Below are 12,435 nucleotides of genomic sequence, written 5' to 3' on the forward strand. Positions count from 1 at the left end.
GGGTGGGTGTGGGCTATGAGATTGGCTCGCTGGAAGTGGGCGAAGGGGCGGGGAACTCCTGGTTCAAGCTCGAGGGCTATGACCTGGGCCACGCCCACTTCGGCGTGGATCTCCAGCTCACCCGCTCCATCGCGGTGGGGCCCTACATCTCCGCGTCCGTGGGGCAGTACAACAAGGGCGCGATCCGCCTGGGCAATGCCGCGGAGATCAGCAACGACCTCTCCGACGACGAGAAGCAGATCCACGTGTGGATCCAGCCGGGCGTGCGCGTGCAGTTCCGGCTGTAGTCATCACCGTGCCGCCCTCACGTCTCCTGCGATGGAGGCGTGGGGGCGGGCAGGGGATAGAGGACGCGGTAGTCGATGCGGTGGTGATAGGCGGCCAGATACGGCGCCCCCGCGATGTCGATGACCACCTGCTGGGGGGGAGTGGGCTGCTGGTTCATCCACGCCTCCGCCTCCGCCTTCGTGGCGAAGGACAGGCCCGAAGGCGTGAGCCGTTCATCCGCCATGGCCTGGAGGTAGAAGTCCAACGTTTCTGCTCGGACGAGGTGGGTTCTTCCCGTGGCCGGTACGAACATGGCGGTGTAGTAGTCGTCCCCAATCAGCACGGCTGCGACGTGGATCGGCCATCTCCGAGCGGCCATGGCCGCCTCTGCTTCTGCCTTCGTTGCGAACCGGCCAATGACAAGCGGTGGGGCACCGGCGTGAAGGCTCTGGACGTACTCCTCGAACGCTTGGTCCTGGCCGGTCGCACAGATGAACTGGATGGCATTCGCGGCGATGCGGATCGCCTCCTCGCTGCCGGGCGTTCTGGGCGCGTCGTCGAGCAAAATCAGCCCGAGCACTTCCAACTGGTCGAATATCTTGGTCACGGCACGGTCTCCGCCAGTGGATGCCCGGAAGGTCCCTCAGTTGCCATGAGCAGTGCGGGTGCCAGTACAAGCAATCCCGCGCCTGCGGAGACAACAACGAAGGCAACACCCGCGACGACGACGACAGCTCCAACCAGAAGGGACTTCCGGTGACGGCTTGCCCAGTCCGACAGCTCTTCAATTGAGGATACTTTCTGGGGCTGGAGTTGTTCCAGCTTGATGCAGTCCTGATAGGGCGGCAGGCACTGGTCGTTGCAATAGGCTTCCTTGCCGCCGTCACCGCGTGGCACGCGGACATGGCCGAACCCCTTGGGGACTGGGCGACTCTTGCACTGGCGCATGCACTCCAGGTGCTCCGCATCACAGTCCCGCACGGAGCGCGCGGTCCGCACGATGCGCCGGCCTTCGGGGGCCTTCACGTAACTGGCGAGGTCGAAGTCCCCCGCGGGCCGCCACTCCTGGGTGAAGCTCCCATCCGGGGCCTCCCGCAGGAGCAAGACCTTGCGGGGAAGCTCCCCCCGAGAAGGCGGTGCCACCGCCCCACGCGTCCCACCACAGGCCGCGAGCCACAGGCAGAGCGCCACGGCCGTGACGCCCCTGCCCATGTGAATCCAGACGTGCATCCTTCCACCCAAGCAGAATCCCAGGTGGAAGTCAGGTCACCGCGAACCGCTCAGAACGCGGAGCCGTTCGCCTTCTTGCCCGGGGTCGAGGCCTTATAGAAGAGGATGTAGCCCTGGACCCAGGTCCCCGTGGGGCTCAGGTCCGGGGAGCGGTTGAACGAATAGCCAGGCTCCACCGTCACGCTGGCGCTCTGGTACGAGTGGCTGTCCTGCACCGTCCCGTCCGCGCGCACCAGGTACACGATGTCACCCGCGCCACCCTGGTTCACGCCCCGGTCGAACCGCAGCCCGTAGCCGTTGTTGTTGGCGTACGTCGCGTACTGCGCCCCCACCGGCACCGCGGTCGGCCCCGAGTACACCACGTAGGCCTTGCCCGCCGGCAACACCGTGCCCGACACGAACGTGTGCCGCGCCACCTCCGCGCCCGTGTACGACTTCGCGTCGTGGATCTCCCAGCCGCTCAGGTCCACCGACCCCGAACCCGCGTTGTATATCTCCACGAACTGCTCGTCGTAGTTCGGCGTCCCCGTGGGGCCAGGCAACGGCTGCGCCAGATACTCGTTGATGAACACCTGCTGCGTCGGCCGCGTCAGCGTGAACGCACCGTCGCTCACGTCCGCCACGTCCGCGCGCGCCGCGTCCGCCACACGCACCCGCACGGCCGTGGAGGACTCGCTCGGCACCGTCCACACGTAGCGGCCGGTGGACGCCGTCAGGCCTGACGCCACCGAGCGCCACACCGTCCCGTCCAGCGTGTACGTGATGTTCACCTGCGACACGTTGCTGGATGTCCAGGTGATGTTGAACGTCTGGCCCGCATTCAGCGTCTCACCACCGTTGGGCGCCGTGACCTTCACGCTTCCCGGCTGCGCGGCCAGGCCGAGGTTGAACTCGCTGAAGATGGGGTAGTGGTCCGACGTGGTGCTCTTGTAGCTGAGGATGCTCGGCTTGATCACCTTCGTGGGCGCCACGTAGTACTTCGCCAGCTCGTTCGTCACCAGCTGATGGTCGATGAACTGGCTGTTGCTCACCGTCGAGCGCTCCCCGGACTCCGACAGCTGCTGGGTGAGGAACTTGTAGCGCGCGGAGTCCGTCACCAGGTTCAGGTACGGCGATTCGTAGGGCGTGTAGATGGACGCGTCCACGTCGTCGTTCCAGTCGCCCAGCACCATCACGTTCTGCGTCGGCAGGTTCGTGTCCAGGTAGTCCTTGAGGCACACCGCCGCGCCCTTGCGCCGCAGGTACGAATCCGAGTCCGCGTACGCCTTCATGTGCAGCACCATCACCGTCAGGTCCACCGGTGAGCCGCCCCGGAGCACCTTCAGGTCCACGCGCAGCGGCGGCCGGTAGGCGAAGTCCTGCGCGCACTCCGTCAGCACGACGTTCGAGCTCACCAGCTCCACCGTGCTCGTCTTGTAGAGCAGGCCCACCTTCTGGCTCGTCGAGCCGTACCAGCCATCACCCGCGAGCAGGCCGCTGTAGCCGTTGAGGTTCGCCGTCAGTGAGTTGAACGCGTCCGTGCCGACGATCTCCGCCACGCCCAGCACGTCCGGCCCCGCGTCCGCGATGACCGCCGTCGCGTTGGTCAACTGCAGCGCCTCGTCCGTGGGGCCCTCGGTCGTGGAGCCGAACCACTCGATGTTCCAGTTGCCCACCTTCAGCGGCACCGCCGTCGGCTGCGTCCCCCCATCCGTCTTCGTCCCGCCATCCGTCACGGGGCCGCCGTCGGGCACCTCCCCGGTCGACGTGGCCAGGGGCAACTGGATGACCGCCTCCGCGTGGGCTCCGTTGGCGTCCTCCACCCGCACCGTGAACTGATACAGCGCCGGGCCCTGCGGCGTGCCAGTCAGCACCCCGTCCTCCGTCAGCGTCAGGCCGTCCGGAATCGCTCCGCCCGCCTGCGACCAGGTCAGCGGCGGCGCCCCGCCCGTGACGCTGAAGGTGAAGGTGTAGAGGCTGCCTTCCTTCGTGGAGGGCAGCGGCGACGCAGTGGTGATGACCGGCGCCGGCCACACACGCAACGCATAGCCTCGCGTGTGCTGGGCGCCCTTCGCGTCGCGCACCACCACCGTCAGCGACCACTCGCCGGCCGTCGTCGCCGGGCCCACCAGCCGCCCGCTGTCTCCATAGAAGGAGAAGCCCGGCGGCACCTGGTCCACCGAATACGTGAGCGGCGCAGTGCCGCCCGTCGCCGTCAGCACCTTCTCGTAGGCCGTGCCCACCGTGGCCGCCGACAGCGTCACCTGGGGCAGCACCGGCCCCGAGGAGTCCGGTTCGTTGGAGCCACAGGCGACCAGCGCGAACAGGGACGTGAGCACGACGAGCGATGACAGCGCTCGGAAGGACCGGGATGACATAAGGGAACACTCCAGCACCGGGCCCGCCCCAACGCGGCCTTCCCGGAAGAGGGCACGCACCTTAACGTGTCTGGCATCCGACTGTCGCGCGCCCCCCCTCTTGCACCCCGGCGGAGCCCCTGACGCACTGCCATCCGGCAATCATTGGCGCGCTCCGCCGTCCTACACGGACAGCGCGGAAGGCTTTGCGCGCGGTCGATACGTGCAGTTGGATGGGTTCGAGCAGGCAGACGGAGGAGACGCGTCATGGCCGAGAAGTGGGACAGGCAGTTGATGGACTTCCTCAAGCGCACCGGCGAGGACCTCAAGCGCACCACGGACGACCTCCGCGGCGAAGCCGAGCGCCTCCTCAAGGAAGTGAAGGACCCGGAGAAGCAGGCCAAGGTGAAGGAAGGCCTCGTGCAGCTGCGCACCTGGGCCGCCGCCACCACCAAGACCGCCGCGGAGAAGATTGAGACCGCCGTGCGCCGCGTGGAGACCTCCGTCGAGGAGGCCTTCAAGCCCGGCTCCACCCCCGGCACCGACTCCACCCCTCCGCCCGCCTCCGAAGCCAGGACCGCCAGGGCCGCCCCAGAGGAGGAGGCCGCCCCCAGCCGCCCGCCTCGCGCCAAGAGCTCCGGCGCCTCCAAGGGAGGCAACAAGTCCATCGGGCGCAAGAAGACCGCGGGCGCTCCCGCCGCCGCCAAGGGCGCCCGGGCCCCGAAGAAACCAGCTTCCAAGAAAACGATGGGCCGCAAGAAACCCGCGCCCGGGGCGTGAAGTTCCGCTCCGCATGAAGTCGCGCCTGCCCGCACGCCGGGCATGCGCGACCGCCCCGGGTCCTGTTGGATCGCTCCCCGTCGCGTGAGATAGTGCGCGCCGTGTCGGGTACCAAAGACAAGGACAGCATCCAGACGGACATCGGGCAGGACGTGATCGACGAGGCGGTTCGCAGCGTCGAGCGTCGGATGGACGGAGACGCGGACAGTGCGGGCTCGGAGACGGAGGTGGAGCTGGACGTCTCCGCCCCGGCCGCCGAAGCGGACGTCTCCACCCCCGAAGTCGCTCCCCCCACCGAGGACGCGGCCGCGCTCCGCCAGGAGGTGGAGTCGCTGCGCGCGCAGCTGGAGTTCAGCCAGACCAAGGCCCGCGAGACGCTGGAGCGCCTGAAGGAGGCGCACGAGCGCGCCAAGGACTTCCAGGACCGGGCCATCCGCTCCGCCGCGGACCTGGAGAACTACCGGAAGCGCGCGCAGAAGGAGAAGGAGGACGTCCAGAAGTTCGGCGTGGAGAAGCTCCTCAAGGACCTGCTCCCCGTGGTGGACAACATGGACCGCGCGCTCGACGCCGCCGGCAAGTCCCCCGACTTCGACAGCTTCCAGAAGGGCGTGGCCATGACGCGCAAGTCCTTCGAGGACTCGCTCGCCCGCCATGGCGTGAAGGGCTTCTCCGCCAAGGGGCAGCCCTTCGACCCGCGCCTCCACGAAGCCATCCAGCAGGTGGAGTCCACGGACGTCCCGGCGGGCCACGTGCTCTTCGAGGTGACGCGCGGCTTCTACCTCAACGACCGCCTGGTGCGTCCCTCCATGGTCGTCGTCGCCCGCGCGCCGGAAGTCGCCGCCGCGCCGGAGCCCGCTGCCGCGGCGCCTGAAGCCGCCGCGCCCGCGGCCGGCACGGAAGCACCGAAGGCCTCTGAAGAAGGCAGCAGCGCGGAGCCCCAGACTTCCGCGCCGTCCGACAGTTCCTCCGGGGGGGGGCAGTAGTCATGGCGAAGGTGATTGGAATCGACCTGGGCACCACCAACTCCTGCGTCGCCGTGATGGAAGGCGGCGAGCCGGTGGTCATCCCCAACAGCGAAGGCAGCCGCACCACGCCCTCCATGGTGGGCTTCACCGACTCCGGTGAACGCCTGGTGGGCCAGATTGCCAAGCGGCAGGCCATCACCAACCCGGAGAACACGGTCTTCGCGGCCAAGCGCCTCATCGGCCGCAAGTTCGACTCGCCGGAGGCGAAAAAGGCCATTGGCGTCTCCTCCTTCAAGGTGGCGTCCAGCCCCAACGGCGACGCGTGGGTTGAAATCCGGGGCAAGGGCTACAGCCCGCCGGAAGTCAGCGCCATCGTGCTGATGAAGATGAAGCAGACGGCGGAGGACTACCTCGGCGAGCCCGTCACCGAGGCCGTCATCACCGTCCCCGCGTACTTCAACGACAGCCAGCGCCAGGCCACGAAGGACGCGGGCCGCATCGCGGGCTTGAGCGTGCTGCGCATCATCAACGAGCCCACGGCCGCCGCGCTCGCGTACGGCCTGGACAAGGTGAAGGACGCCACCACGGAGCGCGTCGCCGTCTACGACCTGGGCGGCGGCACGTTCGATATCTCCATCCTGGAGCTCACCGCCGGCGTGTTCGAAGTGAAGAGCACCAACGGCGACACGTTCCTGGGCGGCGAGGACTTCGACCAGCGCCTCATCGACTACCTGGCCAAGCGCTTCGCGGAGCAGAACAACGGCCTGGACCTGCGCAAGGACCGCATGGCGCTCCAGCGCCTGAAGGAAGCCGCCGAGCGCGCCAAGCACGAGCTGTCCAGCGCCCCGGAGACGGAGGTCAACCTCCCGTTCATCACCGCGGACGCGTCCGGCCCCAAGCACCTCACGGAGACCGTGGACCGGTCCACCTTCGAGGCCCTGGTCGCGGACCTCATCGACCGCTCCATCGAGCCGTGCCGCATCGCGCTCAAGGACGCGGGCCTCACCGCGCAGGCCATCAACCAGGTCCTCCTGGTGGGCGGCATGACGCGCATGCCGCGCGTGCAGCAGAAGGTGAAGGAGTTCTTCGGCAAGGAGCCCCACAAGGGCATCAACCCGGATGAAGTGGTCGCCGTGGGCGCCGCCATCCAGGGCGGCGTGCTCAAGGGCGAGGTGAAGGACGTCCTCCTGCTGGACGTCACGCCGCTGTCCCTGGGCGTGGAGACCGCGGGCGGCGTCTTCACGAAGATCATCGACAAGAACACCACCATCCCCTGCAAGAAGGGCCAGGTGTTCTCCACCGCGGTGGACAACCAGCCGCTCGTGTCCGTGCACGTCCTGCAGGGCGAGCGCGAGATGGCGGCGGACAACAAGACGCTGGCGCGCTTCGAACTGGTCGGCATCCCGCCCGCGCCGCGCGGCGTGCCGCAGATTGAAGTGTCCTTCGACATCGACGCGAACGGCATCGTGCACGTGAGCGCGCGCGACCTGGGCACCGGCAAGCAGCAGCAGGTGCGCGTGGTGGGCAACTCCGGCCTGTCGGAAGCCGAAATCCAGGGGATGATCAACGACGCCCAGTCGCACTCCGCGGACGACAAGAAGAAGAAGGAGCTGGCGGAGCTGCGCAACAACGCGGACGGGCTCATCTACACCACGGAGAAGAGCCTGGAGGAGTACGCCAACCTCCTGTCGGAGAAGGACCGCGGCGAAATCCAGGCGGACCTGGAGCGCCTGCGCTCCGTGCTCAACACCTCCGACGCGGGCGTCCTGAAGGAGTCCTTCCAGCGCCTGGAGGGCAGCGCGTACCGCATCGCGGACGCCATCTACACGGACCAGGCCAAGTCCGGCTGATGCCTCACCCCGGGGACGCGGGCCGGGCGGTGCAATCGCCCGGTCCCCCCGTTCGTAGGCCCGGGGTCCGCCTTTCTTTCCCGGAGCCTCCCCCATGGAACTGACCGAAGCCGTCATGATCATCATGGTCACCGGCATGACCGTCGGTGTGCCGCTGCTCGGCCTCACGCTGCGCTTCGCCCTCAAACCCGTGGTGGAGACGTGGCTGCGCGTGCGCGAGGTCCAGGCCCGGGGGCAGGTGTCCGCCGTGGAGCTGGAGGGGCTGCGCGCGCGCGTGGCGCACCTGGAGCACATGCTGGACCGGCACGGCATGCTGGAGCACCCCGTGACCCGCGCCTCCCCGGAGCTGCCGGAGCGCCTGGCGCCGGTGGTCCGCGTGGACCGCGAGCGCGTCTGACGTCCCACCCGGTGGGCGCTCCATCCCCGCCGGGTTTTCGGGTATTGATGGGCGCGTGGCGTTCCAATCCCCGGAAGAAGAGCTGGCCTTCCTGCGCGGCCTGATGGCCGTGAGCCGGATGGCCGACGACATCCTCGAGGACTGCCTGGAGCGGGGGCTGGACCTCGACACCGGCCTGGATGTGTTCCTCACGCAGTGCGCCCGCATGGTGCACGCGAAGGCGGGCTTCGTTTCGCTCCGGGGCACACGAGGCCCGGTGCTGACGCGCGTGCTGGGCGAGCTGGGCGTGGACGTCTTCGAGGCGGCCCACTGGAGCGGCCCCCGGAAGCTGCGCGAAGGCCGGATGCTCTTCTGCCAGCAGCTCACCCTGGGGCGGCTGAACCTGGGCGGACTGGGCCTGGTGGTGGACGGGGTTTTCGAGGACGGCGGCCAGCGGGTCATGGGGCTGGTGGAGGCGATTGGCGAGCAGCTGGACTCCGCGGTGCTGTCCTTCCTGGCGCTGACGGACGGCCGGGGCCCCCTGGAGCGGCTGGACGAGCTGGACGTGGAGGGCACGCCCGTCAACCGTGGGCGCATTGGCCGCTATGAGGTCGTGAAGCCCCTGGGCACGGGCGGCATGGCGCAGGTGCTCATCGCGCGCACGCGCGGGCCGGAGGGGCTGGGGCGGCTGGTGGCGCTCAAGCGCATCCTTCCCCACCTGACGGCGCAGCCGGAGATGGTGCAGCAGTTCCTGGACGAGGCGCGCATCGGCCTGCGGCTGTCGCACCCCAACCTGGTGCACGTCTACGACTTCGGCGAGGCGCAGGGCGCGTACTACATGGCCATGGAGCTGGTGAACGGCATCGACCTGGACCGGCTCTTGCGCGCCAACAAGGGGCCGCTGGAGCCGGCGGTGGTGTCCGCCATCGTGTCGCAGGCGCTGATGGGGTTGCACGCCGCGCACTCGCTCAAGGGCGAGGACGGCGCGTCCCTGGAGCTGGTGCACCGCGACCTGTCCCCGCACAACGTGATGGTGGGCTTCGACGGGCAGGTGAAGGTGCTGGACTTCGGCGTGGCCAAGGTGCGCGCGCAGCGCACGGTGACGCTGCCGGGCATCGTGAAGGGCAAGCCGCTCTACATGTCCCCGGAGCAGGCGCTGGGCCAGCGGCTGGACGCGCGAAGCGACCTGTTCGCCATGGGGCTCGTCCTCTACCAGGCCCTCACGGGCCGGCGCGCCTTCGAGCGCGAGGACGAGTTGGACACCATGAAGGCCATCTGCCAGGAGAAGCTGACGAAGCCCCCGGAGCTGCCCACGCCCCTGTGGAACGTGCTGTCGGTGGCGCTGTCCAAGGCCCCGGAGGCCCGCTTCGACAACGCCCACGCCATGGCGGACCGGCTGGTGGCCGCATGCCCCCCCGCGCGCGATACGGCCCTGGCGGCGCTGGCGGGACGGCTCTTCCCGGAGCGGCTGCGCGACTCGCAGCGGTTGGAGACCGCCGCGAACCACCAGCGGGAGGCCCCCACCCGCGCGACGCCGCCCACCCGCGCTCCGCGCTGACACGACGATGTGCCACCTCCCCCGCACACCGCGCGCGTGAAGGCGCGGCAGGCGGGGGGCGGAGCACAAGGACCGCGAGGCTTCCTGCCGCCGACGCTACGAGCGCTTGAGCGGATCGATGTCCGGGGTCGCGGTGTAGCCGGTGCGGCGCGTCTCGTCGGTGACGTCGGGTTCGGTGCGCACCACCTTCGGCTCCTCCAGCTCCTCGTGACGGACGCGGCCCTCCATGGTGCGGCGCTCCTCGATGGGGCGCTTGTGGATGGTGATCTCCTCGTCCGTGTAGGCGCGCTTGGTCAGCTCCGCCTCCTCCGCGTTCAGGGGGATGCGGATGGTCTCCTCCTGGAAGGTCGCCACGTCGCCGGGAATGGTGTCCTTGCCCTTCACCGCGCGGCGCACCACCTCCACCTCCTCGTGGCGCAGCGGGACCTCCACCGTCTTCATCTCCTCCACGACGATCTTGCGCACCTGCGCCTCGCCCGCGGAGCGCTGGCGCTTGGTGACGTCCAGCTCTTCATGGTGCGTGCGCAGCGTGACGTCGTCGCTCGCGATGCGCTCGGCGGCTCGCATGTCGGTGCGCAGGTCGCGCTCCTTCAGCTCCCGTTCCTTGAGGCCGACCTTCTCCGCGCCGGTCCGGGCCACGTCCCCGATCTTCTGGGTGCCCGTCTTCGGCCCCGCGCCAATGCCACCCGCCGCGCCGCCGGTGGCCGTCGCCGCCGTCGTGCCCACCGCGCCGGGGGCCGCGCTCGTGCCGGCACGCCGGGCCGCCATCGTGTCCACGTCGGCCGAGTCGGACAGCCCTCGCAGCGCCTCGCGGCCATGGTTGAGGTAGATTTCCCCGTTGCGGATGTCGCTCACCTCCAGGTAGCGGACCAGGTAGTCCTTCGGGAAGAACATCCCCTTCTCGATGTGGAACTCGCCCTCGCTCACGGCGAACACCTTGCCCAGCTTCTCGCCGTCGCTGCTGCGGACCGTCATCCCTTCCTTGATGTCGTTGCGCTTGATCATCATGGACTTGGCTCCTTGTGCCTTCACGTCGGGTCGGATGTGGTCGCAAGCGGAGCGCCAGGGCCGTCCAGCGCGCTGGAGAGGGTTTCCTGGGGGGAAGTGGAGGCTGACGTGTCCGCCACGGCCATCTCTCGAAAAGTGGGTTCAATGACGCCCAAGAAAACCCCTGGTGCTGGATGCTCCAGGGGCTCGACGCGCCGCACGCCGTTGGCAATGCCGCGCAGGACGCCTCCCCGCCTCTTGTCCGAGGGGCAGGCATGCAGGAGCGGACCCCCCGGGCTTCACGCTGGCCGCGCGCGTCCCCACACCTCACTGTGAGGGCGCGAGTCCGGAGGGGCCGGCCCGCACGAGGAGGCGTCTGCGATGCGAGCCACGAGACCTGGCCGGGGACTCGGATGGATGACCGGCGCGGTGGGACTGCTGGTGGCGGGCCGATTCCTACGCCGCCGCGCGGGAGCGGCGCTTCCGGAGTCCGCCCCCAAAGAGGCATCAGGAGGCGAGGCGTCAGGCCTGGAGCCCGTCTCCTGGGCGCCCACCGCGCTACCAGACGCCGGGGACCCTCCCTCCGCCGGGTGGTCGCTGACGCATGAAGACATGCCGGCCTGGGAGGACGGCGAGGGGCAAGAGGACGGGCCTCAGGTCCCGCCGAGGATCCGCCGGGGACCGTCGGGCCGGGAGCACTTCTGGCTGGAGCCCTGAGCGGCGCGGCGCGCACTCATGGTCGGGGCAGGGGCTCGCGACAGCGATGTTTCGAGGTGTTGGCGGGACTCCGGAGCCAAGCTGTGCGCTTGACCCATGGGGAGGGCTCCCCTAGAAAACCGGGGCTTTGCCCGTCATCTCCCCCGGAGGAAGCCCCCGCATGCGACGACTTGCCCCGATGCTCCTCGCCGCGCTCGCCGTCCTGGCGGCCGCCTGCGAGAAGAAGCCGCAGCCCACGGGAGAGGCGGGAGGACAGCCCTCGGCGCAGGCCCCGGCCACCGCGCAGGGCGGTACGCCCCCGGCCGGTGGCGACGTCATCGTGCTGGGCGAAGTGGGCGCGCTGACGGGTGGTCAGGCGACGTTCGGCATCTCCACCCGCAACGGCATCGCGTTGGCGGTGAAGGAAGCCAACGCGGCCGGCGGAGTGAAGGGCAAGAAGCTGGTCGTGCGTGTGTACGACGACCAGAGCAAGCCGGAGGAGGCCGCGCAGGCCGTCACCCGCCTCATCACCCAGGACAAGGTGGCGCTCATCCTGGGCGAGGTGGCTTCGTCCAGCTCCCTGGCCATGGCGGAGAAGGCGCAGGCGGCCGGCGTGCCCATGATCACCCCGTCGTCCACCAACCCCTCCGTGACGGAGAAGGGCGACAACATCTTCCGCGTCTGCTTCATCGACCCGTTCCAAGGCTTCGTGATGGCGAAGTTCGCGCGGGAGAACCTCAAGCTCAACAAGGTCGCGGTGCTCCAGGACAACAAGAGCGCCTACTCCATTGGACTCACGGAGGTGTTCCGCCAGAAGTTCGCGGAGATGGGCGGGAAGATCACCGCCACGGAGAGCTACAGCCAGGGCGACACGGACTACCGCGCGCAGCTGACGGCCATCAAGAAGACGCAGCCGGAGGGCATCTACGTGCCGGGCTACTACAGCGAGGTGGGCATCATCGCCCGCCAGGCGCGCGAGCTGGGCCTGAAGGTGCCGCTGATGGGCGGCGACGGCTGGGACTCCGAGAAGCTCTTCGAGCTGGGCGGCAGCGCCATCGAGGGCAGCTACTTCTCCAACCACTACTCGCCGGACAACCCGGATGAGCGCGTGAAGAAGTTCATCGCGGACTACAAGGCGGACAACAACGGCGCGGTGCCGGACGCGCTCGCGGCGCTGGGCTACGACGCCGCGCGCGTCGCCATCGAGGCGCTCAAGAACGCCCCGGACACCAGTGGCCCGGCGGTGCGCGCGGCCATCGCGAAGACGAAGGACTTCCCCGGTGTGGCGGGCAACATCACGCTGGATGCGAAGCGCAACGCGGTGAAGTCCGCCGTGGTGCTGAAGGTCCAGGACGGCAAGTCCACCTACGTCACCACCATCTCGCCTTAA

At 69.0% G+C, this 12,435-nt stretch carries 10 protein-coding genes and 1 pseudogene; 7 read left to right on the top strand and 4 right to left on the bottom strand.

Features of this window, described 5'->3' with window-relative positions:
* Positions 1–287: pseudogene (locus D7Y21_RS41890) on the top strand (hypothetical protein); the annotation flags it as partial.
* A 17-nt stretch (positions 288–304) separates the two neighbouring features.
* Here the strand turns inward: D7Y21_RS41890 and D7Y21_RS24500 are convergent.
* From D7Y21_RS24500 to D7Y21_RS42940, 3 genes are all read right to left on the bottom strand, one after another.
* Entirely contained in the window at positions 305–874 is a 570-nt protein-coding gene (locus D7Y21_RS24500; protein WP_121716027.1) for a head protein, read from the bottom strand.
* Entirely contained in the window at positions 871–1,215 is a 345-nt protein-coding gene (locus D7Y21_RS42935) for a hypothetical protein (protein ID WP_233591319.1), read from the bottom strand. The genes D7Y21_RS24500 and D7Y21_RS42935 overlap by 4 nt, the downstream gene beginning before the upstream one ends.
* A 332-nt stretch (positions 1,216–1,547) precedes the next feature.
* Positions 1,548–3,854 (bottom strand): lamin tail domain-containing protein, encoded by a 2,307-nt coding sequence (locus tag D7Y21_RS42940; protein ID WP_233612262.1) that lies wholly within the window; start codon positions 3,852–3,854, stop codon positions 1,548–1,550.
* 246 nt (positions 3,855–4,100) lie between these two features.
* Between D7Y21_RS42940 and D7Y21_RS24515 the strand changes: the two genes are divergently transcribed.
* From D7Y21_RS24515 to D7Y21_RS24535, 5 genes are all read left to right on the top strand, one after another.
* Positions 4,101–4,613 (top strand): transcriptional regulator, encoded by a 513-nt coding sequence (locus D7Y21_RS24515; protein ID WP_121716029.1) that lies wholly within the window; start codon positions 4,101–4,103, stop codon positions 4,611–4,613.
* Between the two features lie 92 nt (positions 4,614–4,705).
* Positions 4,706–5,596 carry a nucleotide exchange factor GrpE gene (gene grpE / locus D7Y21_RS24520; protein ID WP_370039153.1) on the top strand — a complete coding sequence of 297 codons (891 nt, stop codon included), beginning with the start codon at positions 4,706–4,708 and terminating at the stop codon, positions 5,594–5,596.
* 2 nt (positions 5,597–5,598) lie between these two features.
* Positions 5,599–7,428, top strand: a complete 1,830-nt coding sequence (dnaK, locus tag D7Y21_RS24525; protein WP_121716031.1) for a molecular chaperone DnaK — start codon at positions 5,599–5,601, stop codon at positions 7,426–7,428.
* Between the two features lie 94 nt (positions 7,429–7,522).
* On the top strand, positions 7,523–7,825 hold the full coding sequence (locus tag D7Y21_RS24530; RefSeq protein WP_120561119.1) for a hypothetical protein: 303 nt from the start codon (positions 7,523–7,525) through the stop codon (positions 7,823–7,825).
* 103 nt (positions 7,826–7,928) lie between these two features.
* Positions 7,929–9,362: a serine/threonine-protein kinase gene (locus D7Y21_RS24535; RefSeq protein ID WP_121716050.1), complete on the top strand. Its 1,434-nt coding sequence runs from the start codon at positions 7,929–7,931 to the stop codon at positions 9,360–9,362.
* Positions 9,363–9,458: 96 nt separating this feature from the next.
* Here D7Y21_RS24535 and D7Y21_RS24540 read toward each other — a convergent pair whose 3' ends face one another.
* Positions 9,459–10,370, bottom strand: coding sequence for a YsnF/AvaK domain-containing protein (locus D7Y21_RS24540; RefSeq protein ID WP_233612263.1), 912 nt, complete (start codon positions 10,368–10,370; stop codon positions 9,459–9,461).
* Positions 10,371–11,226: 856 nt separating this feature from the next.
* On the opposite strand from D7Y21_RS24540, the gene D7Y21_RS24545 reads away from it, so the two are divergent.
* Positions 11,227–12,435 carry an ABC transporter substrate-binding protein gene (locus D7Y21_RS24545; RefSeq protein WP_120561120.1) on the top strand — a complete coding sequence of 403 codons (1,209 nt, stop codon included), beginning with the start codon at positions 11,227–11,229 and terminating at the stop codon, positions 12,433–12,435.

The organism is Corallococcus sp. AB045 (genome assembly GCF_003668895.1).
GTDB classification, from domain to species: Bacteria; Myxococcota; Myxococcia; order Myxococcales; family Myxococcaceae; genus Corallococcus; species Corallococcus coralloides.